This is a genomic window from Herpetosiphon llansteffanensis (assembly GCF_003205875.1).
Classification (GTDB): domain Bacteria; phylum Chloroflexota; class Chloroflexia; order Chloroflexales; family Herpetosiphonaceae; genus Herpetosiphon; species Herpetosiphon llansteffanensis.
Window position 1 is genome coordinate 19,166 of record NZ_PUBZ01000022.1, and the last position, 26,086, is coordinate 45,251.

Below are 26,086 nucleotides of genomic sequence, written 5' to 3' on the forward strand. Positions count from 1 at the left end.
GTGATTGCAACCCCGTATAGCTCGGCCCAACAGCGCTCACGCTTTGTCTGGTTAATGAGTATCCAAGCGGTCTTAGTCGTTGTATTGCTGATTGCATCAACGCTCTTGACGTTTGGCATGAACCGGCTGAGCGCTCGCGATGCATCTTTGCTGAGCTATCGGGTGCGCTTAAACGAGGTGCATATTGCCTTGTTGGCGTTGCACAATAATTTGCGCGGCTATACCACTACTGGCTCGGAGATTTTCTATAACGAGATTCAAAAACAGCAAGCGATTGTGACTGAAGGCCTTGAATTTTTGGCCGTCAACCCGCCTGATGCGAGCTTGCCGCAGGTTGTGCAGCAAATTGACGAATGGCTCACGAATACCTATCGGCCTGTGCTTGATTCGGTGGCCAAACAAGATATGCTCTTGGCCGAATTGACCCTTGAGCAAGGTCGCCCGCAAATCGAAGCGGTGATTGATACCACGAATATCTTGCGCACGCAGTTGCGCGAACGCTCCGATGGCTATCGCGCCCAAATCGATACCTACAACTGGATCAAACTGGCCTCAATTGGTTTACTTTCGGCCTTGATTGTGGTTTCGATGATTGTTACGCTGCGTTTTTGGCGTACCCAACAGCATTTAATTCATGAAATCGAAGATAAAGGTAGTCAACTGCTGCAAAGTAATCATGAATTGAGTTTCAATACCAATCAGTTATCAATTATTAACAGTATTTTGGGCGTGCGCATCAATGAATCGCGGGTGTTGCGCGAAATTAGCGATTATTTGGTCACCAATCCAACTCCTGCTGAAGCCTATACGTTTGTGGCGCAAACGGTGGGTAATGTGTTGAATACATGGTGCAGCATTGCCCTGCGTTTTCCGCCGCCACGCGAAGAGTTTCTCGATGTGATGGCTTCATATCATTCATTGCCAAGTCGCCAAGCCTACATCGATCAAATGGTGCAAAGCGTTCAGTTTCGAATTGATAATGGCCTGTATTCGCCAATTTTTATGCAACGTGCCCAAGTGGTCGAGCTTTTCAATGTGCCAGCTGAGCAACGCCATCCAAATTATCTGACCAGCGAGGTACGCGAAACACTTGAGCCGTTTACGCTCTATTCGTATCTGGCAGTGCCAATTAAAATTCAAGATGAAGCAGTTGGCTTAATTTCGGCGGCCTCTGATTCGCCCGAACGCCTGCTCGACCACGACCAAACTTTGTTTGTGCGCCAAGTAGCCGATCGTTTGGCCGCATGGCTCGAAAATATTCAACTCTTTTATTTGCTCAAGCAGCAAGCCAACGAGCTACAAACCAGTTTCGATAGCATCGACGATATTGTGGTTGGCTACGATAGCCGTGGCCATCAAACGCGGATCAACGAGGCTGGCTCGCAATTCTTTGCTGGCCGCCACTTCGATTTTCTTTCGACGACCTTGGTTTGGCGTACTGCCAAGGGCAATGTGCTTGGCTTCGATGAACATCCGGTGCAACAAGCCTTGGCTGGCACAACTGTGCGCGATGTTGAGGTTGCCTTGCCTCGCGCCGATGGTGTGCCAATTATTCACGAGGTCAGCGTCTCGCCATTGCGTTCTAGCGATGGCAGCATTGAGGGGATTGTGCTGGTCGCCCGCGATTTGACCGCTCGCAAAGAGCTTGATCGGCTCAAAGAAGAATTAGTTGCGAATATGAGCCACGAGTTGCGCACGCCGCTGACCGCAATCTTGGGCTATAGCGAGCTGTTGCTCAAACGTCGCACCGAAGTGCTTACGCCATGGCATACCACCAAAATTGATGGCATTCGCACGGGCGGCCAGCGGTTGCTGAGTTTGGTCAATGATCTGCTGGATATTGCCAAGCTTGATGCTGGCCGAATCGAGTTGCAACGCCAAACCACTTTGATCAATAGCCTGCTGCAAGAGCAAGTGGCCTTGTTGCAACCGATGATTCGCGAGAAAAATCAAACTCTGATGTTGCAATTAAGCGACGATTTGCCCTTGCTGATGATCGATCCTGAGCGGATTGGCCAAGCAGTAGTTAACCTTTTGAGTAACGCAATTAAATTTACGCCTGAGCAAGGCACGATCACGTTGGTTTCAACAACGCTGAGCATCAACGAACAAGGCCAAGTTGAATGGTTGGCCCAAGCTTTAGATACCGAAGTGCCGCCGATGTTAGCTGGCCAATATGTGCTAGTTCAGGTTAACGATAACGGGGTTGGCGTGCCAGCAGAGGCCTTGCTGAAACTTTGGGATCGTTTTTATCAAGTCGAGGGTGGCTCGACTCGCCGTTTTGGCGGCACTGGCTTGGGCTTGTCAATTGTTCAGCAGTTGGTCGAGTTGCATGGTGGTCGCACTTGGGCTACCAGTGCCGGCGAAGACCAAGGTAGCAGCTTTACAATAATATTGCCAGTGAGCCGTGGGGCGCAGCTAGTACGGCTCAACCAAGGTATGCGCCGCTCAATTCTGGTGATCGAAAACGATCACCATTTGGCGCTGCAACTCGAAGAACAATTAAACTCTGCTGGCTTCGAGGTGATTGTTGCCGCCGATCGCCATAGTGCATTGGCCTGGGCCAAACAGCACTCGCCAGCGGCAATTACCCTTGATTTGGTGATGCCCAATAGCGAAAGCTGGGAAACGCTGGCGGCCTTGCGCGAAATTGACCATTTAGCCCAAGTTCCCGTCTTGATCGCAAGCGACGCTTCGTTATACAATGAGCTACCAGGGGTTGGTGTCTCCACTTATGTTGTCAAGCCAATTGATAGCCAAATTCTGATTCGGATTATTCGCCAGTTGCTTGGGGTGCAAACCCAATCGGGCTTTATTCTTGTTGTTGATGATGATTATGATATGGCCGAACTGCTGTGTGCAACGTTGCAGGAGCATGGCTATCTGACCCAAGCCTCGTATGATGGCGCTGCGGCTCTTGATCTGATTCAACAAGGCAATTATCCCCAACTGATTTTGCTTGATCTGATGATGCCTGTGGTTGATGGCTTTCAACTGCTCGAACGACTGCGTGCCAATCCTGAAACGCGCAATATTCCGGTGATTATTGTGACGGCACGCGATTTAACCAACGATGAAATTCGCCAATTGCGCCAAGCTGCGCAAGCCATTCAGACCAAACATACCCTCAGTATGCGTAAGCTGGTTGCTGAAGTCCAACGGTTTGCCCCGTTGAAGGAATCGGATACTCCATGAACAAACCAGTTTTTCTGCTGGTCGAAGACGATCCATACAACCGCGATATTTTGCGCGAAATTCTCGAGGATTATGCCGATTGCGAGATTGTGGAAACCACCAATGGGCGGGAAGCGCTTAATTGGCTTTTGAATCAATCCAAGCTGCCAAACCTCATTTTGCTGGATATGATGATGCCAGAGATGGATGGCTTTGAATTTCTACAACACTTAGGCAAGCATCCCCAGCACAACCAACTGCGGGTAGCTGGCGTGAGCGCACGGGCGCATAGCCACGACCGCGATCGAGCGCTTCAAGCGGGCTGCTGGCGCTATCTCACCAAACCCTTTGACATTCGCGAAATTGAATCAACAATTGCTGCGGCTCTGACAAACTAAGGTTTCGGCAGTGCGGTAGTAGATTTTTTCTATAGTGGGCTTTTTAGGAGGTTTCATTGATGATTCCCCAGACGGCTACGACGCTCAATTTGGCCACAATGCTCGATGATCACGCCCGCAAGCGCCCCAACCGCACTGCCCTCATTTTCAACGATATGCGTTTCAATTATGCCCAGTTGAATGCCATGACCAACCAAATTGCCAATGGCATGCTGGCGCTTGGCATCAAGCCAGGTGATCATGTGGCGCTGTCGTGCCCCAATTTGCCCTATTTTCCAATGGTTTATTATGCTGCGCTCAAAGTTGGCGCAGTGATCATCTGTTTGAATATTATGTTGAAGCCGCGCGAAATCGCCTATCACCTCAACGATTGCGATGCTAAGGCCTTCTTCTGTTTTGAGGGCACTGCCGAGTTGCCGTTGGGCCAAATGGGCAAAGCTGGCTTTGATGAAGCACCAAACTGCGAGCACATGATCGTGCTAACCGTCAATCCTGCTGCACCATCGCCCATCGAAGGGGTCAAAACTTTGGGTCAATTGATGTACAACCAAGCCCCAAGTTTTACCACCTACCCCACCAAAGCCGACGATACGGCGGTAATTTTCTATACCTCGGGCACAACAGGCCAGCCCAAAGGCGCTGAACTCAGCCACGCCAATATGTTTTTCAATGCTATGGTTGCCCGCGATTTGGCATGGCCAATTCTCGATAATAGCCTCGATGGCTCAAATGTGGTGCTGATTACCTTGCCACTGTTCCACTCAACAGGCCAAACCGCCCAGATGAATGCCAATATTTTTGCTGGCGCAACCCTGACCTTGCTGCCCCGTTTCGAGCCAGCCACAGTTCTGGCCGTGATGGAGCGCGATAAAGTCAATCTCTGGACGGGCGTGCCAACTATGTTTTGGGCACTCTTGCAATATATCGCCGCCAATAAGATCGATCCCACACCAATTGCTGCCAACTTGCGCCTGACCTCATCGGGCGGTGCGCCAATGCCCGTCGAAGTGATGCGCCAATTTGAAGAAGTGTTCGGGGTGCGGGTGCTCGAAGGCTATGGGCTTTCGGAATGCTCACCGATTGCGACCTTCAATCATATCGATTTGCCCTCCAAGCCAGGCACGGTTGGCCAAGCAGTGTGGGGCGTTGAAGTGCGCTGCGTCGATGATGCTGGTAATCCAGTTGCCGCAGGCGAAAAAGGCGAGATTCTGATTCGCGGCCATAACGTGATGAAGGGCTACTACAAACGCCCCGATGCAACCGCCGCCGCAATTCAAGATGGCTGGCTCTATACCGGCGATGTTGGCACGATTGACGAAGATGGCTATCTCTCAATCGTCGATCGCAAGAAAGATATGATTTTGCGTGGTGGCTACAATGTTTATCCCCGCGAGATTGAAGAAGTACTGATGACCCACCCAGCAGTTTCGTTGGTGGCCGTGCTGGGCGTGCCCGACGAAAAACTTGGCGAAGAAGTCAAGGCCTTTATCGTCAAAAAACCAGGAGCCGAGGCCACCGAAGAAGAAGTTGTGGCTTGGTGTCGCGATCAATTCGCCGCCTACAAATACCCACGCATCGTCGAATTCCACGAACAATTGCCCATCAGCGCCACTGGCAAGATTCTCAAACGCGAATTGCGCTAGGCTTTTGTAAGGGATGAAGGATGAAGGGTGAGGGATGAATGACGAAATTCAGAAGGCAAAAATTGTACTGGTTCATCACGTTAACCATGTTTTGATCCCCTCACCCCCTAGCCCCCTCTCCCGCCCGCGAGGCGAGGGGGAACCACACCGTCAGCGCTCCCCTCGCCCGCGTTCAGTGGGAGAGGGGCTGGGGGTGAGGGCATGCTCCTTGTTGCCAATCCAATGAGCCAATGCAGCTATGCTCTATGTTCTATGTTCTATGCTCTGTGTTTTGCCCTAACTTCTACGCCCAACGATTGTTATAATACTGATGAACTATCGTTGTTTTATCCGCTGATGGAGGCGTGTTGTGAAGTTTCTGATTGCTCTTGATCAAGCTGGTGCTGTCGATCCAGCGTTGGTTGGTTTGACTGCGCTTAATTTAGCTGGCACAACGCCAGGTTTTGTTTTGACTACAACGGTTTATCATACAGCGCCGCATGGCGAAATTACCCCAGATGTTGAGGCCGAAATTGCCCAAGCCTATGCCGCGTTGGGCGTAGAACAAGTTGATGTGCTTGCTTCGCCAGCGATCGTTGGCGCTGCGCCGAGCGAGGCTCCAATGGCCTTTGCCAGCTTTACCGCAGTTCAAGGAGTCGACAAAATTGTCTTGGCGGCTGAACGCTGCTGGCAATCGGCAACCAGCGAGGCTGCCCGTAAATTCTATAGCGAGCAGGCAATTAATCCCGACGATGTACAACTGGCCGTGGTGATTATTCCAAGTAGTAGCCAAGCCTAGTGCAAGAATTCGCCGTGGCTAGGCTCTTTGCAAAACACCCAACGATTGATAGGTTTGCGGCATTCATGCTGCTATAATGCTGCTATGCCCGCCGAAACGTTCAATTGAATCATCAAATCAGTTTTGTCGAGAGGTTGCTTATGTTTCGTCGTTTCTCTGGCTTGTTTGCTGTCGTTATGCTCGGAGTGCTCAGTTTGGTGTTGCTCCAGCCAGCAGCTGCAAGTAGCTTGGCTCAACCACCTCGTCCAACATTAACGCCTACACCGCTGCCGACAGAAACACCCTTACCCACGGCAACTCGTTTACCTGCAACGGCGGCTCCGGTGGTTACCACTGAACCAACCGCAATTGCGCCAACACTTGAGCCAACTGCAACGCTTGAAGCAACCGCGATTGCCCCAACCGCAACCGCCTTGCCAAGCGCAACCATGGTTCCGGCTACCGCTACCCCAATGTCACCAGTAACCTTGCCTGATACCGGTGTGGTCAAACCTGCTCCGGTTGCTTTGCCTGTCACCAGCAGCCCATCAACCTCAACTTCGTGGTTATGGCTGGGCGTGGCCTTGATTGGCTTGGGTTTGGTTTGGCGCTTTGGGTTGAAGTTTATGCGCTAAACCGTGAAACGACGCTTAGCTCCTCCTGCTGGCTGTCCGCCTGGTTCGTTTGGGCTTCCGCTAATTGGCGAGATTCGTGAGTGGGCCGCTGACCCATTGCAATTTGCCCAAGAACGCGCTCAACGCTATGGCCCGATTTGGTCGACCCATCTTTTGGGTCGGCCTTGTGTTGTTTTATTGGAGCCAGCGGGCAATCACTTTATACTCAGTCAAGCAACCCAGCATTTTTCGTGGCGCGCTGGTTGGGGCCGCGCCATGCTGCGTCTGATCGGCGGCGGCTTATCATTAACTGATGGCCAACAGCACGATCAGCAACGCCATATCCTCAAGCCTGCCTTTGCCCATGCGGCGCTGCAACAATTGCAACCACAGATTCAGCAGTTGATTCAAGCCCAAATTCAAACATGGCTCGCTGCCGATCAAGTTTGTTTATTGGAGCGTTTGCAAGCTTTAGCCTTTGATGTGGCCTTGTTGGTGGTTTGTGGTCGCACGCCAGACCCCATTGCCAAGGCCTTGCACCACGATTTTGCGGCTTTTACTGCTGGCTTGTTTACTCCAGTGCCCTACCCAATTCCGGCCACGCCCTATTATCGGGCCAAACAGGCTGGGCGACGCTTGCGCCAAAGCTTGGGCTATCTCATCGAGTTGCGGCGTTTGAGCTTGCAGCCTGATGCGTTGGATAGTTTAAGTTTGCTCTTGCACGCCGACCCAAATCAAACTGACGATCAATTAATCAGTGAATTATTGCTCTTGCTGTGGGCTGGCCACGATACAGTTGCTTCGTTGCTGACTTGGATTTGCCTTGAATTGGCCCAGCAGCCTGAAATTCTGCAACGTTTGCGCCAAGAAATAAGTACTAATAAACATAGTTTGCTTGATCATGTGTTGCGCGAGGCTGAGCGTTTACACCCGCCCGCACCTGGTGGTTTTCGCGGCGTGGTTGAAGCCTTTGAGTATGCTGGTTATCATGTGCCGCAAGGCTGGTTGGCAATGTACTCATCGGTCTATACTCACCAGATGCCGAGTTTGTGGCATAATCCAACCCAGTTCAATCCCGATCGTTTTGCAGCGCCCTTCAGTGAGGGCAAGCAAGCCTATAGTTTGGTTGGTTTTGGCGGCGGCCCACGGATTTGCATTGGTTTGGCGTTGGCCCAAATCGAAATGCGCTTGGTTATCCGCGAATTACTCGCCAATTACGATTGGCAACTTGTGCCCAATCAAGATTTGCGGCCAGTCTGGTTGCCAACCAACCAACCCCGTTCAGGCGGCTTGATTCGATTAAAGCGGATTTAGAGGAAGCGGTTATGGCTGAAATTGACCAGATTCAGATTGTTGGCGCACGCCAGCATAATCTTAAAAATATCGATTTAGCCATTCCCAAAGGCAAATTGGTGGTTTTTACTGGGCCATCGGGAGCTGGCAAATCGACCTTGGCGTTCGATACGATTTATGCTGAAGGCCAGCGCCGCTATGTTGAATCGCTTTCGAGCTATGCCCGCCAATTTTTGGGCCAATTGCCGAGGCCTGAAGTCGATAGCATTCGTGGTTTAGCGCCAGCGATTGCTGTTGCCCAGCAAACGATCAATCGTTCGCCGCGCTCAACGGTTGGCACAATCACCGAAATTTACGATCATTTACGCTTGCTGTATGCGCGAATTGGCAAGCCGCATTGCCCAATTTGTGGCCGCTCGATTGAGCAGCAAACCGCCAGCCAAATTGTCGATCAGATTTTGGGCTATCCCGATGGCACGCGCTTGATGATTTTAGCGCCATTGGTCAACGAGGAAATTGGCTCGCATGCGACGGTTTTGGAGCAAACGCGGCGGGCTGGCTTTGTGCGGGTGCGAGTCGATGGGGCAATTGTTGACCTTGATGATCAGATCGATTTAGATCATCATGCGGCGCATAGTATCGAGGTGGTGATTGATCGTTTGATTATTCGCCACAGTGAAGCCATCAGTTTGAACGACCATCCTGATCGGGTGCGGGTCAGCGATTCGGTTGAAACCGCGCTCAAAACAGGCTCTGGCGTATTGCTGGTTCAGCCGATCGATGGTCAACAGATGCGCTATAGCGAGCATGCTGCGTGCCCAGAGCATGGGCCATTGGCAAGCGGAGCGTTGGAGCCACGGATTTTTTCATTTAACAGCCCGCATGGTGCTTGCCCAGTTTGCGATGGTTTGGGTACAGTTGATGATTTTGATCGAAACCTGTTACAATCCTACGCAGCGCAAACTCTTGGCGAATTGCTTTTGAACCCACTGCGCACCAGCACTACGACCAACCAACAATATTGGGAAGAAACAATTCAGGCTGTAGCTGACGCTTTAGCCATCGATCTCGAACAGCCTGTTGACACAATGGCTAGCTGGGCGTTAGATTTATGGCTCGAAGGTACGCTGCCAAGCGCTGAGCAATTGCCTTTAACCAAGGCCTTGCGCCGTCAATTGGCGGCTTGGCCTGGCTTGCTTGGTTGGTTGCGCCAACATTGGCAACAGGCAAGCGAACAAGAGCGCGCAGGCTTGAGCCACTATCGCCAAGGCACGGTTTGCTCTGCATGTGAAGGTTCGCGCTTGCGACCAGAGTCGCGGGCAGTTACACTACAAGGGCGGGCGATTGATCAAATTACAGCATTATCGCTTGAGGCTTGTTTTGCCTGGCTGAGTGCCTTGCCCAACACATTGCGGCGCGAGCGCGATCGGCAAATTGCGGCTCCGATTGTGCGTGAAATGGTTTTGCGGTTACAGTTTTTGCGTGATGTTGGGTTAGAATATTTGAGTTTGGCGCGTACTGCTGATAGCTTATCTGGTGGTGAAGCGCAACGGATTCAGTTAGCCACCCATATTGGAGCTGGATTATCAGGGGTTTTGTATGTGTTGGATGAGCCGTCGATTGGTTTGCATCCACGCGATACAGCGCGTTTATTACAAACATTATTACAACTGCGCGACCTTGGTAATTCGGTTTTGGTGGTTGAGCATGACCCAGCGATAATTGCGGCGGCGGATTGGGTGGTTGAGGTTGGGCCGACGGCGGGCTTGCAGGGTGGGCATATTATTGCGAGTGGCACAGTTGAACAACTGATGGCCCAGCCCAATTCGCAAACTGGCCAATATTTGGTTGGCCAACGCCAGCTTGGTGTGCCTCAAACACGGCGAAAGCCAACCCATGCTACACTACTGCTACGTGGAGCCAAGCAGCATAATCTCAAAGATCTTGATATAACGATTCCGTTAGGCTGTTTGGTTGCGATTACTGGCGTTTCTGGTTCGGGAAAATCGAGCTTTATTCATGAGATTCTCTACCCACGGCTGGCCAACGAATTGCATGGCAGCCGGCTAGCAGTGGGTCGGCATCGCAGCCTTGAAGGCCACGAGCAACTTGATAAAGTGATTGCGGTTGATCAAACGCCGCTTGGGCGTTCAGCGCGTTCCAATCCTGCGACCTACACCGGTATTTTCGACGCATTGCGTCAATTGTTTGCTGGGACAGCTGAAGCCAAAGTGCGGGGCTATGGAGCGAGTCGATTTTCCTTTAATGTTAAGGGCGGACGCTGCGAGCAATGTCGCGGCGAAGGTGTGGTAACGATTGCCATGCAATTTTTACCAGATTTAGCGGTGACCTGCGACGCATGCGCTGGGTTGCGTTATAATCGGGAAACCCTTGATATTCGCTATCGTGGGTATACCATTGCTGATGTACTCGCCATGACAGTTGGCCAAGCCTTAAGCGTTTTCGAACGTATTCCGGCTTTGGCGCGGAAACTTGAGAGTTTAGTTGAGGTTGGGTTAAGCTATTTGACCCTAGGCCAGCCAGCGGCGACTCTTTCGGGGGGCGAAGCGCAGCGGGTAAAACTAGCGGCAGAGCTAGCACGTCGCGGGACAGGCCGAACCCTGTATATTCTTGATGAGCCAACAACAGGGCTGTATTGGACGGATGTTGAACGATTAATAGCGATAGTGCAACGCTTGGTTGACACAGGAAACAGCGTTGTGGTGATTGAACATCACCTTGACGTGATCAAGACCGCCGATTGGGTGATCGATTTAGGGCCTGAAGGTGGAGACACTGGTGGCCAGCTGGTTGTAGCTGGGCCGCCGGAAGTAGTCGCTATGAATCAAGCTTCATGGACTGGCCGTTTCCTGCAAACCGTGTTAGCTTGACGGTATGCCCAAAGCGTGAACAGCAACTGTGAATTTGGGGCATTATAAAGGCACATTGTGTTGACGAAGGTATAGCCTTAATGTACAATGTGCGTGCTGGCCGGGCCACGTTCCGAACCACGCCGTGTTGCCCCACTGCGAAGCTCACAGCATAGTGCAAGGAGTTACTCATGGCAGAAGAGCGCACCAATACGTCTGACGAGCTTGAGCGCCTGTTCTACCCCAATAAAATCGCACGATTGTATCTTCTCAGTTTGGAAGATGTTATGGGCCGCACGGGGGTCAATGCGCTGCTAAATATGGCAGGGATGAAACACCTCGTCAATAACTATCCGCCCAACGACTTAAAACGCGAATTTTCGTTCTTTGATCTCGCAACGATCAGCGAAGCCACCGAAACAATGTTCGGTCCACGGGGTGCGCGTGGGATGGAACTGCGGGCCGGACGGTATGCGTTTAGTCTTGGGTTGAAAGAATTTGGCCCACTATTGGGGATGGCCGACCTTGCGCTCAAACTGATGCCCATGACCATGAAAATGAAGATCGTGTTGAATGCGGTAGCACAAACATTTGACCGCTTCAGCGATCAGCCGAGTCGGGTAGAAGACCAAAAGGGTCGTTTCCTCTATTACATTGATAAATCACCAGTGTTCTGGGGACGCGGCAATAGCACCCCGATCTTCTATTTGGCGCAAGGGATTATCGAAGAAGCCTTGACATGGGTGACCGGCGGTCATAACTTCAAGGTCGAACAAGTTGCAAGTCCACGCAATGGCGACCCATATTGTGCGTTTGCCATTGACAAGGAGCCAATAGATTAGGACGATGTAAGTCTGCCAATCTGTGCGCTGGCGACGAGCAGGACGCTCACAGACATCCAACTGTAATCTGTTTGCTGCCCATATTCGTGAAAATCCGAGTATAGTACCAGCAGATACCAGTTGGTTTCGGTGGTCGAAACGTCTTGAGCTGCAGGGACTCGTTATGAAACGGATTGTTCTCCGCGATCCTACGCTTATCGCTCCCTTTGGAGAACCAGCGCGTGATTTGCGGATTCTCAATAAGCCGCTGTGGCTGCTACATCGTGATCTGCTTGCACGCCACTGCCAAAGTGTTGCGGAAGTAGACGATTGGTCTGAAATTTCACCAAGTAGTGATGAACTCTTGGTGCATAAAGATAATCTCTATTTCAACCGCGATTTCATTGAGACGTTTATCGCTGAGGCACGCGCCACTGGGCAACCTTGCCAAGTGGCTTTTGCTGCTGATGATGCGATGATTACGGCCCATGCTTTGCGATTACAAGAGGGTATTCGCAAGCATGGTAACCATTATATTGCCGACCTCTACTATTTCCCTCGCGGCGTTGTCCCGAATCCACAACCGCTGGTAATCGATACCAATGCCATGGAGATGGGCTACTACCATATTCCAAGCTATATGGCGCCCAACCAAGGGGATTTGGTATTCCAGGTGCCAATTCGTGCGTTTTGTTCAATCGAAAGCTGGGTCCATATTTTCATGACAAACTCTCCGCTCGGGGTGTTTGCATGGGGTCGGAAGCTGGAGCAAGAGGTTGCCAACAGTTGGCGTTTGAAGTTGAAGATTGGCTTTCGCTCGTTTATCGAACGCAAGCACTTTCTGTCATCATCACCGGTGGTCAAGATTGGCAAGAACTGTTCAATCGACCCATCGGCGATTATTCAAGGCCCAACTGAAATCGGTAACAACGTGAATATTGGCGCTGGAGTGGTGATTACGAATAGCTTGATCGGTAATAACGTCACGATCATGCAAGGCTCGCAAGTGATGCTGAGCGTGGTCAGTGACCGTTGTTATTTACCATTCCGGGCCGCCTTGTTCATGACTGTCTTGATGGAAAATTCGATGGTGGCGCAAAATACCTGTTTGCAGTTATGCGTCGTTGGCCGTAATACCTTTATCGGGGCTGGCAATACCTGTACCGATTTCGATTTGCTGGGCAAGCCAATCAAGACGCTCCATCGCGGGCGCTTGGAAGAAGTTGGCCTACCCGTCATCGGCTCGGCCATTGGCCATAATTGTAAAATTGGCTCAGGCTTTGTCATTTATCCAGCCCGCAACATTGAATCAGGCACGGTCTTGATTTATGGCGATGATCATTCTGTCATTCCTAAAAATGTTTCGAGTGGTATTTACACCCGCCCACCAGTTTTCTATCCCGACCGCGATCCCCGCGTTCAACGCATTCCTGTGGGCGATCGCGTTGCCGATGAGTACCCAGCAGAACAATTCCGTGATTAACGCTGCATCGCACGCGGCGTGCGATGATGGAGGATACTGTGAGCAAAGAACGCATCTTAGTCGTCGAAGACCAAGCCGATATCTCTGGCTTGCTCAAAATTTACTTCACCTCGCAAGGTTATGAAGTGATGACCGCGATGCGCGGGCAGGTAGCGCTCGATCTTGTGAAACGCACGCCGCCGCATTTGGCCTTGCTTGATGTGAATTTGCCCGATATGACCGGGTATGATATTGGAAAAGCACTGCGTGCCAATGCCCGTACAAAGCATATTCCAATCATTTTCTTAACTGCCCGTGGCGAACGCGGCGATAAAGCCGAAGGGCTTGGGGTCGTCCAAGCCAATGATTATATTGTTAAGCCCTTCGATATTGAAGAAGTGCATATGCGGGTGCGCAACAATTTGGCCTTGGCCCGCGAAAAAAGCCGCACCCATCCAGTCACTGGCTTGCCAACCGCCGAATTGATCAACGAAGAGCTGCGCCGCTTGCTCTCCGCCGAAGTCTGGACGCTCGCAACCGTCCATATCAATGGCTTCGATACGTTTACCCAAGTCTATGGCTCGGTCGTTGGCGAAGATGTGCTCAAATTTGGCGCATTGTTGATCAACGAAGTCGTTAGCGAGTTGGGTGGCCAAGAGGAATTTATCGGCCAGTTAGTGACTGGGCCGGATTTCTTGATTACCTCGATGCCTGAGCGGGCTAAAGCGATTATGGAGCGGATTGCCGAACGCTTTGACCAAGAAATTGGCTTGCACTACAGCTATCCCGACCGCAAACGTGGCTATATTTTGGCCAAAAACGCCGATGGCACTGAACGCCAAGAGCCACTGATGACGGTTTCAATTGGGGTACTCGAAAGTGACGATGGGCCATTCTACGACATCCGTGAACTCAGCGAAACGGCTGAAAGTGTGCGCCCATTGCCCAACCTGCAAGATGGTTCAGTTCGTAGCGCTGTGAAATTTGGCCGCTAAGCCAGGAGTTACTGCCTGTGCCTAAAGAACACAAACGCCCATGAAAATCTCTCCTCCTTCCACCGCAATTTGGCACGTGTTAACAGGCATTGCTCACCTCGCCCGTGAGCAATTGCCTGATTTGCCAACGTTCGCGCAGCGCTGTGCCGATTTGCTCAAACAAAGCGGCTTGTTTGCTCAAGGGGCGATCTTACGCCTTGGTCAGCAACGTTCGTTGTTGACTGCATGGGGCATGAATAAACGCGCAACCAATCGGTTGTTGCCTGCTCGGGTTTTAAATGGTGGAAGTGAGGTTCGTCTGCCAGAAGGGTGGCAGATGTTTGCGATTGGCACTGCCGAGGTGCCAGGTGTTTTAGTCGCACCAGTTACACTTGATCCAGAGCCATTGACGGTTCTCTTGGCCCAATTAACGACGTTGTGGCAGGGCGTGGCCTTGCAAGAGGAGTTTGCCCGCCGCGAGCGTACTGTCGCCGCAATGACCGAATCGTTGCAGGGCTTGGCGCAACAGCTAAATGCAGACGAATTTTTGCAAACCTTGGTCACTCAAGCCACCGAATTGCTCGGCGCTGCTGGCGGCGGGGTCTACATGACCGATTCCAACCAGCAATACTTGGAGCTGCGCCAAGTTGTGCAGTTTCCAGCCAATTGGAATGGCGCACGGATTCAGGTTGGCAAGGGTGTGGCTGGCATGGTAGCCCAAAGCGGCAAGCCAATGCTGGTCAACGATTATGGCCAAGCCAAAGAGCAATACGATAATCTGCCCGAAGGCATTAACTTTACTGCGGTGATGGCCGCGCCATTACGTGCCGACGAGGCGGTTATTGGGGTGTTGGTGCTGGTGCACATCGAGCCTGATCGCGGTTTCCAAAACGCCGATTTGGCCTTGCTTGAATCATTTGCGGCCCAAGCATCGCTGGCAATGCGCACCGCCAAGCTCTTCGATGCCCAACGTCAACGTCAACGCGAATTGTATTTGCTGTATGAAAATAGCTTGACGGTTGGCTCCTCGCTTGATCTGACGCATATTCTCAATCGCTTGACTGAAAATGTATTGCTGGCCCTTGGGGTCGAGCAATGTTTGTTATTGCTCTGGGATGATCGGCGCAAAATCTGTGAATTGGTGGCCCAAGCTACCGATGACGATGCAGCAAACTCGCTCGATTTGTCGATTGGGGCAACCTACGAGTTGCGGCCTGAGTCGATTTTGAAAATTGCTTTCGATACCCAACAACCAGTCTCAGTTGTTGATATCGACACTGATCCGCGGATTAATGCCCAACGTTCATGGCTCAAAGCGCGGGGAATTCGCAGCGCCTTGGGGCTGCCGATGCTGCTCAAGGAGCGGGTAATTGGCATTCTCTTGTGTACAACCACCAGCCGCGTGCGTAGCTTCAACCCCGGCGAAATTACCTTGGCCCAAACTTTGGCCGCCCAAGCAGCAACGGCGATTGGCAATACCCGCTTGTTAAATGATGAGCGTCGCCGCAACTCCGAACTCTCGGTGCTGCAATCGTTGAGCGCCAAATTGACCTCCGGCATAAGCCTGCAAGTTGCGCTCGAAAGCATCGGCGAAAGTGTTGCCCAGCTCTTCGATAATATCGATCTTGAAATTTGCGTCTATGATCCGCAAACCCAAGTGCTGAATAGCCAATTTGCCACGCCCCGCACGCGTCAGTATTACGCCAGCGAGGGTGGCTCGTATGGTATCGATCAGGGCCTGACTGGCTGGTTGGCTCGTCATCGCTCAACTTTGCGCATCGACGATTTGCAACGCCAGAAAATTGTTAAGCCAATTCGACCACACGAAACCTCAAGTGGCTTGGCCTTCCGCTCATTCTTGGGCGTTCCAATGCTGATCGGTGATCAGTTAATTGGGACGTTGGAGCTTGGTTCGGGCACAATCGGGCGTTTTGATGCTGAAGATGAGCGCTTGCTAAATATTATTTCATCCCAAGCAGCCCAAGCGTTGCGCAATGTTCAACGCTACGAGGCTACCGATGAAGTGCTGCGCGAACGGGTGCGTGAGCTTTTAGCATTGCAACGGATTAGCCGCGAGCTAACTTCGACCTTACAGCTTGAGCAATTGTTGCCAGCAATGTTGACCGAAATTAGCCAAGCAACTGGCTGTGGCTATGGGATTGTCGTGCTCTACAACGACGATGAATCGCTGCATGTGATTGCCCAAAATGGCTATAGCTCTGCTGAAGAAGCTGGATTTTTGGCCTTGCCATTGCTGAATAATGGCTTGCTGAGCGAACCAATGCAACGCGCCGAGGCCTTGATTTATGACGATGTGACCGCGCTTGACGATAGTGTCGAGTGGGGTGAGGTTCGTTCGTTGCTCATGGCTCCAATTTTGTATGAAAATCGGGTGGCTGGGGCAATTATCGCTGGCGATACCAAAGGCTATGCCTTCGATCACGCTGCCCTCGATTTTGTCCGCGCTGTTTCCGACCAAGCTGCATTGGCAATTGGCAATGCTCAACACTACGAAGAGCAAGTTAAGCAACGTGAATTGTTGCAACAACGTGCTAGCCTCTTGAATGAAGTGTTGGAGATTGGTAACGCGCTGCGGGCCGATATGGAGCTTGGCAATCTGCTTGAGCAAATTGCGTTTAGTGTTACCGAAGCAGCTGGCTATCGCATGGTGTTGTTCAATCTGATTGATCAAGTGCATCCAACAATCATGCGCACGGTGGCTGGCGCAGGGATTGCGCTCTCCGATTTGGAACAATTGCGCAATGAAGAGATTGCGATTGAAACCTTGCACCCATTGCTCGATTCCCAATATCGCATTGGCCGTGCCTACTACATTACCCGTGGCAACGATTCGAATGCTTGGCACGATGGCGACCAACTGCTGGTGCCGTTGTACTCAACCGAGCGCGAATTAATTGGGATTATGACGGTCGATGATCCGTTTACCCATGAAGCGCCAACCCGCCGCACCGTCGAAACGCTGGAAATTTTTGCCAACCAAGCGGCAATTGCCATCGAAAATGCGCGCTTATTTGATCAGCGTTCGCGCCAAATTGCAGAGCTGGCGATTATCAACCGCATTAGCCGCGCTGCCACTACCAGTCTCAAATTCAATGATCTGGCGCGTGAAGTCTATAACGTGCTGCGGGAAAATCTGCCAATTCGGGCGTACTATTTGGCAGTATTCGATACCCAACGCAATAGCGTGGTCGAATCGTTGGCGATTGATGACGAACACTTTATGCCCGATGTCGTCAATGGGCCAATTAACGAAAACTCGTTGATGGCCAGAATTATCAAGCAACGCGAAACGCTGTTTTTCAACGACATGACCGCCGAATTGCTCTCCAACGATGGCAATAGCCCGCCGCGTTCAGAAGCAGGCAATAGCACCGATGTGCCACGCTCGTGGATTGGTGTGCCGCTGCTTTTGGGTGATGGAACGGTGCGCGGGGTGCTTTCGCTACAACATAATGAAGCTGGGCGCTATGGCGAACGCGATGCAGCCTTGCTTGATACGATTGCCAATCAATTGGCAGTGGCGATTGAAAATTCGCGCTTGTATGGCGATAGTCAATCGCGCTTAGCTGAATTGGCGCTGATCAATAAAATCGGCAGCCTGACGAACTCAACCTTAGACTTTGTGGAAATTCTCAAGGGTGTGTACGAGTCGTTGCGCTCAATCTTAGATTTAAATGTCTTCTATAGTTTCGTCTATGATCCCATGGTGGGCGAGATTGTGTTGCGGGTGAATGTTGAAGAAGGTAAGTTCTTTATTGAAGAACAACGCGAAAAGCTCTTGCCTAATTCGCCTTCGGCTCACGTCGTTAATTCACTTGAGCCGTTGGTCTTCCGCGATATGCCTCAAGAAATTGAGGGCAAATATACAATCAAACGCTTTGGCAACCCCGATAAATGGGTTCGTTCGTGGGTTGGCGTGCCGCTGAAGATTCGTGATGATACTGCTGTGGGGATGCTCTCAGTTCAGCATTACGAGCCAAACGTTTATAGCGAGCGCGATGCTGAGTTGCTGCAAACGATCGCGAGCCAAGTGGCTTTGGCCGTGCAAAATGCGCGGCTGTTCGGCGACCGCGAACGCCAAATTCGCGAGTTGGATGCGATCAGTCAAATTGGTCAGTTGATGAGCGCCTCGCTTGATCTGAATGAAATGCTGGGCTTGACTGCTGAATACTTGCAAGAAGTTACCGCAGCTCCAGTTTTTTACACCATGATCTACGATGCTGAGCACGACCAAGTTATCGATGGCTACGCGGTGCAAGAAGGCGTGCCAGCAGAACGCACGCCGCGCGGCAAGCCACGAGTTGGCAGCCCTAGCGCGTGGGTCGTGCAACATCGTGCGCCTTTGATTTTGGCCGATGTAACCAATAAGGCTGAGTTGGAGCAAAAGGGCGTACAGCCCATGGCCAACCCAATCCAGGGCAAAAACAAATCGCCGCGCTCATGGGTTGGCGTGCCGATTATTGCCCGCGACGGCGCACCAATTGGTATGCTCTCGTTGCAGGATTATCAGCCGAACGCCTTTGATCAACGCACGGTGGCCTTTTTGACCAACGTGGTTTCGCACATCAGTTTGGGGATCCAAAAAGTTCAGCTTTTCAACGAACGCGATCGCCAAATCAAAGAGCTTGATGTGATTCGGCGAGTCGGTCAAGTGACCAGCTCGACCTTGAATGCCGATGAATTGATGCAGGGCGTGTATAACGTTCTGCGTGAGTTCTTGCCGATTGATATTTTCAATCTCAGCGTCTTCGATAGCGAGCTGACGGTGCGGATTCATAGCTTCGTCATTGATCGTGGCATGATTATCAATTATCCCAAAGCCACGCCAATTACGCCGCACTCGCTAACCGCGTGGATTCTGGAGCATCGCCAGCCGTTGCTGTTCAAGTCGGTTGACGAGGAAATGAAGGCCTACCCTGATATTCATCCACGGGTTGCTTCAGCAGATACGGTGCTTTCGCAATCGTTGATGGGCGTGCCATTGCTCACCAACAACGATGAACCGCTCGGGATTTTACTGCTGCAACACTACAAGCAAGCAATGTTCGACGAGCGCGATTTGCAATTGCTGATCAACGTGGCCTATCAGGTGACCTTGGGGATGCAAAACGTGCTGTTGTATAGCCAAACCCAAGATGGTTTGGATCAACTAGCAACCGAAGCTGAGCGTTTGGCGCTGATCAATCACGTTTCTGATTTGACGGCTTCAACCCTCGATACCCAAGTGCTCTACGATTTGGCCGTCGAAGAAATGGCCCAAGTGACCGATGCCTCGCAAGCGCGCTTGGTGATTTTCGATTACGAAGCGCAAGTTGGCTACACGCGGGCTGAATTCCCCAAAGGCGATCTGAGCATCGAGGTTCCGGTTGCCAATAATGGCACGATTCCTTGGATGCAACGCCATCGCCGCCCATTGGTGATCAACAATCCGCTTGAGCATGAAATGACCGAATCGTTCCGCGAAACGACGAAGCAACTAGGCATTCAATCGCTGATGTTGGTGCCGTTGATCGTCAAGGGCGAAGTGGTTGGCTCAATTGGGCTTGATCACATGGTCCAAGGCCGCAACTTCAGTCAACGCGATGCTGAAACCTGCCAAACGATCGCCAACCAAATTTCGCAAGGCTTGGAAAACGCCCGTCTGTTTGCTGAAACTGAGCGCCAAGCCCAAGTGCTGAGCCGTAAGGTTGGCGAATTGTCGGTGTTGCTCGAAGCAGGCCAAGCACTCAGCTCGATTCACGAGCCAACCCAAGTGTTGGATACCTTGGTGCGCTTGGTGGCTCGCCAACTCAAGATCGAAACCGTGATTCTGTTTACTGGCGATGAAGAGCTTCAGCCAGCTGCTTCGTTGGGCTTACCAACCGATTTTGTCCAAAGTCTGCGGGTTAAACGCGGCGAGGGCTTGGTTGGTACGGTCGCTGAATTGCGCAAGCCACTGACGACCAGCGCAACCGATGGTCAATCGCCAATTATCTCGCAACATGTCGAATTCAATCGCGACCATGGCCTCTCGGTCTTTATGGGTGTGCCGATTGTCTATCGGAATGAATTGTTGGGTGTGCTCAGCGTGATGTCCGGCGAAGGCGCTGACTTCAACGAGGACGATACTGCACTCTTGAGCGCTTTGGCCGACCAAGCGGCAATCGCGATTGAAAACACGCGCCTGTTTGTCGAGCGCGAACGCCAAATTACGGTGCTGCAAGCATTAAATGATGTGACCCAAGCGATCACCTCGACGCTTGATCCGCAAACCTTGCTGCGCCAATTGCACTTGCGCTTGAGCAGCGTGGTTGATACCCGCCACTCATTCATTGTGCTCTACGACAGCGATCATAACATTTTGACCTTCCCGGTGGTGATGAACGGTGGCCGCGAGGAACGACTCGAACCCCAAGCCTTGGCCGAAGGTGTGCTGAGTCGGGTTATTCGTGGGCGACGCACGATTGTGTTGAACTCGATCGAAGAAACCGCCAACGCCTCGCGCTTCTTGCTGGGCCACGATACGCCGATGGCTTCGTGGGTCGGGATTCCGATTATGCTTGGCGATATGGTTTTGGGTGTTATCACCATTCAAAGCCCACTGCCACGGGCATTCAGCACCGAAACCATTCAATTCTTGCAGGCAGTCGCCAGCCAAACCGCAATCGCCTTGGAAAATGCGCGCTTGTTTGCTGAGCGCGAACGCCAAGTAACCGAAGCGGCAATTTTGTCATCGATCAGCCAATCGATGACGGCAACGCTCTCGCCAGAAGAATTGGCTAGCTCAATTCTGAAGGGCTTGACCGAAATCTACAATACTGATAATGCCTATATCGTGTTCTACGATGCACCAACCAATATGATCTCGACGACGGTTGGGTTTAGCAATGGCCAGCAGTATTCGTTGATTTCGCATGTGCTGAGCAACAGCTTCCTTAAAACGATGTTGTTTGAGCAACGCCCATTGATGTTCAACAGCAAGAGCGATTTGCAAAACGAACGCTACTCGCCTCGGCTGGAAGGCATTCCCGATGCCATCGAGCCAGAATCGGTGATCGCAGCGTCGATTACGATGGGTAGCCAAACCTATGGCATGAACATCAATCAGCCATTGGGCGTGATTGTGATTCAAAGCCCGCAGGCCAACGCATTTAGCCGTGGCCAACTCCAATTCCTCGAATCATTGGCCAACCAATCGTCGGCAGCAGTGCAAAAAGCGATGCTGTTTACCGAACGCGAACGCCGGATTCGTGAGTTGGATACGCTCAACCGCATCAGTCAAGGGATTACATCGACGATTAGTTTGGATGAAATCTTAGAGCGCTTGTATGCTGGCTTGGGCGAAATTGTCGATGTTAGCACGGCCTTCATTGGCTTGTACGATCCGCAAACCCACTCGATGGAGTTCCGCGAGGCTCACGACCGTGGCGCAGCAGTTAACATTGGCACGCGCCGCTTATCGGTTGGCGTGCCAGCCTGGGTAATCGAGCATCGCCAGCCGCTGTTGCTGAATACATCGGAAGAAGCCAACGAATATCGCGACGCACAAACCCAATTGACTTCGGAAAAGAGCGCCATGCGCATTGGCGACCAAGGCGAACTAGAACAATCGTACTTGGTTGTGCCAATTGTGGTTGGTGTCGATGTGATTGGGATTATCAATATTCAGAGCTACGAGGAATATGCCTTCTCTGAATATGATATGAGCTTTGTGACCACGGTTTCGGCCCAAGCTGGCGCGGCGATTGCCAATGCCCGCTTGTTCTCTGAGCGCGAACAATCGATTCAACGCTTGAATACGTTGAATAACATCGGTCAAGCCTTGAGTTCGACGGTGCGCTTTGACGACTTGCTACGCGTGATTTACGAACAAACTGGCAAGTTGGTCAATACCGAAAACTTCTACTTGGCGTTGTACGACGAGCGCAACAAAGAAGTGACCTTCCCGCTCTACTACGAGCATGGCACATCGGGCAACGTCTTGCCACAGCGGGGCGTAAACGGCCTGACCGAATATGTGATTCGCAAGCGTCAACCGCTGTTGCTCCAAGGCCCACACATCGCCGAGCGCATGGCCGAAATGAAGGTCGACCAAGTTGGCGAAATGGCCCGCTCATGGTTGGGCATTCCGCTGATTGCGGCGGATAAAGTCGTGGGCGTTATGACGGTTCAGAGCTATGAGCAAGATAATGCCTATAGCGACGAATTGGTGCAATTGTTGCTGACGATTGCCTCGCAAGCAGCCCAAGCCTTGGAAAATGCCCGCCTCTTCTCGGAATCACGCCAAAGCGTGCGCGAACTCTCGACGCTTTCAGAAACCAGCGTTTCCTTGGCCAGTACCTTGGAAATCGACGAATTGATGGCAATCAGCTCGTCGAGCGCAATTGAAATGTCGCGGGCAGATTTTGGCGGGATTATCGTGGTTTCGGGCGATGGCTACACCATCACCAATTCGTTGGCGCTCAACCGCGACCATATGGAGTTGGAGTTGCCCAATGCTAACGAGCTTGATGTTGGCAGCATGGAAATTCTGCGTCCATTGCGCTCAGGCCATCCGTTGGCGTTGTTTGATGCTAGCACCGATGCAACTTTAGCGCCATTCGTCAATAGCATCGGCATGCGTGGCTCGATCTTCTTGCCAATGTTGCGCGAAGGCTTGCGTGGCGTGGTCTTTGTGGGGATGGACGAACCATTTACCTTCAACGAGCGCACCATTTCGAGCTTGATGATTTTGGCAACTCAAATTGGCCAAGCGATCAACAATGCCCAATTGTTCGATCAAATTCGCCGCTTCAACCTTGAGCTTGAAGAAATCGTCGATCAACGTACCTTGGAACTCAAGGGCGAAAAAGAACGGGTCGAAGCGCTCTACAACATTGCGACCGAGCTGGGCACGACCCTCGACCGCGATGAACTGTTGTTGCGCACGCTTGATCTGGCAGCTTCGGCCTTGATGGTCCGCCGTGGGGCAGTCTTCTTGCTCGACCGCGAATCCAAAGATTTGGTCTGTCACGCGGTGCTCAACGAAGAATTGGGCTTGAAATCGATTGAAACGCGGGTACGCTTCCAGCACCCAGGCTTAGCCAACTGGATCATCGAGCACAACGAAGGCGTGGTTATCTCTGATGTGTGGCTTGATGAGCGTTGGACAAACGCCCAAAGCGGGCGCGGCGACGATGTACGCTCGGTGATTGCCGTGCCATTGCTTTCGAGCGACGCACCTCAAGGGGTGCTGATGCTGTATAGCAACGAAATCGGCTTCTTTACCCAAGACCACTTGCGCTTCCTCTCGACGATTGGTGGCGAAGTTTCTTCGGCCTTGCACAATGCCGACCTTTACACCTTGGTTTATGATTCTGCTGACCGGCTCTCCGATGCGATGTGGCAACAACGCGAAGAAGCCAGCAAGACCGCCGCTATTCTGCAGAGTGTTTCGGAAGGGGTTATGGTGCTCGACCACCAAACCGAGAAGATCATTCTGTATAATCCAGCTGCCGAAGATGTGCTCCGGATTCCGCGCTCGGAAGTGATGCATAACAGCTTGCAAGTGATTGCCGCACCGCGCAACGAAGAAGAATTGCACGAAGAAGGTCGAGCCTTGCTGCTCTACACTGGTTTGCACGAAGGCATTCAAATTGTGCAACGCTCAGAGGGCGTGCATCGCAGCATGATCGAATTGCCTGGCCAATCGATTGCTGCTAACTTCGCGCCGGTGGTTGGCGAAGAAAGCTCGCGGTTTGGGGTTGTGGTGGTTTTGCGCGATATTACGCGTGAAGTTGAAGCCGACCGCGCCAAGCGCGACTTTATCGCGACCGTTTCGCACGAGCTGCGCACGCCGCTTACGCCAATTCGCGGCTTTGTCGATTTGCTCTTGCTCGGTGCAGTTGGCCAAATGTCCGACCCGCAGCGCGAAATGCTCACGACCGTCAAGACCAATGCCATGCGCATGGTCGGCTTGGTCGAAGACTTGCTCGAAATTGGGCGCTTGGAAGCAGGCAAGATTGTCTTGAACACTACGCCAAGCAATATCAACCAATTAGTGCGCGATATTGTGGCAACCTGGGACCTTGAGCTCAAGAAGAAGAACATGACGTTACAGCTTGAACTTGACGACACATTGCCATTAATCGAGTATGATAGTAAGCGGATTGGACAGGTCTTAACGAACATGGTTTCGAATGCGATCAAGTATACCTACGCTGATGGCGCTGTGATTATCCGCACCTTCATCAACGAGGACAGCATGATCCAGCTTGATGTCAAAGATACCGGGGTCGGTTTGACACCAGAGCAACAAAAGAGCCTGTTCAAACGATTCTATCGAGCCGATAGTCCCCTACGTGATGAGGTTGGCGGCACAGGCTTAGGGCTTTCAATCGCTAAGTCGTTTATCGAATTGCATAATGGCGATATGTGGGTGCAAAGCGTTTATGGCGAAGGCAGCACATTTAGCTTCTCGCTGCCAGAAATGCAGCCCCGCCCCGACTTAGGCGAACGTGATGAGGTCTAGCATCGGCAGAACACAGGAGCTTCGATGGGCATGATCAAAATTCTCGTTGCAGACGATGAGCCAGATGTGCTGTTTATGACCAGCTTCAGCCTGCGGAGCCTTGGCGGGTTTGAGGTGATCGAAGCACATAATGGAGCTGAAGCGGTTGAGCTAGCCCTTCAGGTTGAGCCAGAGTTGCTGGTTCTTGATATTAAAATGCCAAAGATGACTGGCTATGAAGCATGTCGCGAGTTGCGCAAGTACCCGCAATTTGCTTCCACGCCAATTATTTTGCTGTCGGCCAAAGGGCAAAAAACCGAAATTGATGAAGGCTGGGAATCAGGCGCGACCGAGTATATGCTTAAGCCCTATGCCCCAGCAACCCTCATTGGTCGGGTACGCGAATTGTTGAGTACGCAGGCATGAGTGCAATTTTTATCGAAAATCGGGTTGTGCATTATGAAGTTTTTGGCCGTGGTCAGCCAATTATCTTCTTGCATAGCTGGCTTGGCTCGTGGCGCTATTGGATGCCATCCATGGAGATGGTCTCGGATCGCTTTCGAACCTACGCGCTCGATTTTTGGGGGTTTGGCGATTCGGATCGCACGATTGGTACCTACAACATCGATGCCTATGTTGAGCAATTGTTGGCCTTTATGCGCGAATTGGGGATGGTTCGCACCAACCTCGTTGGCCATGGCCTTGGCGGCATGGTCGCAATTCGGGCAGCTGCGCAAGCTCCAAACAGTTTCATCAAGGTTATCACCTCCAATATGCCGGTCTATGGTGAGCCATTGAGCAGCTTGGTCAAGCCGAGCACGCTCTCGCGTTTGATGGGCAAGGCCAACCCAACCGAAACCTGGAACAAACTGCTCAAAAATATCAAAATCGATGATGATACCTATCGCGAAGTGCTGGAAGATACCAACGCCACCGCTGGCGAGGTCATTCAGCGGGTCTTTGATTCGGTGCTGGCTGCTGATTTGCGTTCAAGCCTTGAAACGCTCAAAACGCCAACCTTGGGCATTTATAGCGGCAACGACCAAATTGTGGCCCGTGATCATGCCCAATTATTTGAAAATGCGGCGATTGAGCACCAAGTCTTGACCTTGGAAAACAGCACCCACTTTCCATTTTTGGAAATAAATTCGCAGTTCAATCGCTTGATTCTCGATTTCTTCACCAGTCGCGGCGCAAACACTGTCCAAATCAAGGAAGAGTGGCGGCGACGGATGAGCCAATTCGAGTATTTGTAGGCGCTTAAAAACGATCATTCGTAGCAACCGTCACCACCCTGTGGTTGGCGGTTTTTCTCTGTTTAAAGGCTGGGAAAAGAACATAGAGCATAGAACATAGAACATATGGCGTTGGGGATCGGTTGTTAGGGATTGGGGATTAGGCTATGGGCTATTGGCTTTGGGCTATCGGAACAATAATCAAACAAATCTGTGGCTAAAAAATGATTATTCGTGGAATTCGTGCAATTCGTGGCTAAGAGGATCAGGCTATTGGCTTTTGGCTATGGGTTGGCGAGAACCTAATCCTAGAAACCTAGGCCAATCTGTGGCTAAAAACCTGCTTCTTACGCTTC

General features: G+C 51.7%; 13 protein-coding genes. All 13 read left to right on the top strand.

The features are described from left to right. The 13 genes from C5S61_RS01320 to C5S61_RS01380 all read left to right on the top strand — a co-directional run bounded on the left by C5S61_RS01320 (position 1) and on the right by C5S61_RS01380 (position 25,751). Complete coding sequence (locus C5S61_RS01320) at positions 1 to 3,195, top strand: response regulator (RefSeq protein WP_110513325.1); 3,195 nt, start codon at positions 1 to 3, stop codon at positions 3,193 to 3,195. Then, positions 3,192 to 3,572: a response regulator gene (locus tag C5S61_RS01325; RefSeq protein WP_110513326.1), complete on the top strand. Its 381-nt coding sequence runs from the start codon at positions 3,192 to 3,194 to the stop codon at positions 3,570 to 3,572. Before C5S61_RS01320 ends, C5S61_RS01325 begins: the two co-directional genes overlap by 4 nt. 59 nt (positions 3,573 to 3,631) lie before the next feature. Then, entirely contained in the window at positions 3,632 to 5,215 is a 1,584-nt protein-coding gene (locus C5S61_RS01330) for a long-chain-fatty-acid--CoA ligase (RefSeq protein ID WP_110513327.1), read from the top strand. 349 nt (positions 5,216 to 5,564) lie between these two features. After that, positions 5,565 to 5,993 (top strand): PEP/pyruvate-binding domain-containing protein, encoded by a 429-nt coding sequence (locus tag C5S61_RS01335; protein ID WP_110513328.1) that lies wholly within the window; start codon positions 5,565 to 5,567, stop codon positions 5,991 to 5,993. Between the two features lie 140 nt (positions 5,994 to 6,133). Beyond that, the gene (locus C5S61_RS01340; RefSeq protein WP_110513329.1) at positions 6,134 to 6,607 is read left to right on the top strand and encodes a hypothetical protein; all 474 of its coding nucleotides are present in this window, start codon (positions 6,134 to 6,136) and stop codon (positions 6,605 to 6,607) included. Positions 6,608 to 6,610: 3 nt separating this feature from the next. Continuing rightward, positions 6,611 to 7,900, top strand: a complete 1,290-nt coding sequence (locus C5S61_RS01345; RefSeq protein WP_110513330.1) for a cytochrome P450 — start codon at positions 6,611 to 6,613, stop codon at positions 7,898 to 7,900. 11 nt (positions 7,901 to 7,911) lie between these two features. Then, positions 7,912 to 10,770 carry an excinuclease ABC subunit UvrA gene (gene uvrA, locus C5S61_RS01350; RefSeq protein WP_110513331.1) on the top strand — a complete coding sequence of 953 codons (2,859 nt, stop codon included), beginning with the start codon at positions 7,912 to 7,914 and terminating at the stop codon, positions 10,768 to 10,770. 170 nt (positions 10,771 to 10,940) lie between these two features. Continuing rightward, the gene (locus C5S61_RS01355; RefSeq protein WP_012191641.1) at positions 10,941 to 11,591 is read left to right on the top strand and encodes a hypothetical protein; all 651 of its coding nucleotides are present in this window, start codon (positions 10,941 to 10,943) and stop codon (positions 11,589 to 11,591) included. Between the two features lie 163 nt (positions 11,592 to 11,754). Further along, the gene (locus C5S61_RS01360) at positions 11,755 to 13,053 is read left to right on the top strand and encodes a DapH/DapD/GlmU-related protein (RefSeq protein ID WP_054535432.1); all 1,299 of its coding nucleotides are present in this window, start codon (positions 11,755 to 11,757) and stop codon (positions 13,051 to 13,053) included. Positions 13,054 to 13,091: 38 nt separating this feature from the next. Further along, positions 13,092 to 14,027: a response regulator gene (locus C5S61_RS01365; protein WP_110513332.1), complete on the top strand. Its 936-nt coding sequence runs from the start codon at positions 13,092 to 13,094 to the stop codon at positions 14,025 to 14,027. Between the two features lie 40 nt (positions 14,028 to 14,067). Then, positions 14,068 to 24,516, top strand: a complete 10,449-nt coding sequence (locus C5S61_RS01370; protein ID WP_110513333.1) for a GAF domain-containing protein — start codon at positions 14,068 to 14,070, stop codon at positions 24,514 to 24,516. Between the two features lie 24 nt (positions 24,517 to 24,540). Then, positions 24,541 to 24,921 (top strand): response regulator transcription factor, encoded by a 381-nt coding sequence (locus C5S61_RS01375; protein ID WP_110513334.1) that lies wholly within the window; start codon positions 24,541 to 24,543, stop codon positions 24,919 to 24,921. Then, positions 24,918 to 25,751, top strand: coding sequence for an alpha/beta fold hydrolase (locus C5S61_RS01380; RefSeq protein ID WP_110513335.1), 834 nt, complete (start codon positions 24,918 to 24,920; stop codon positions 25,749 to 25,751). Before C5S61_RS01375 ends, C5S61_RS01380 begins: the two co-directional genes overlap by 4 nt. Positions 25,752 to 26,086: the final 335 nt, after the last annotated feature.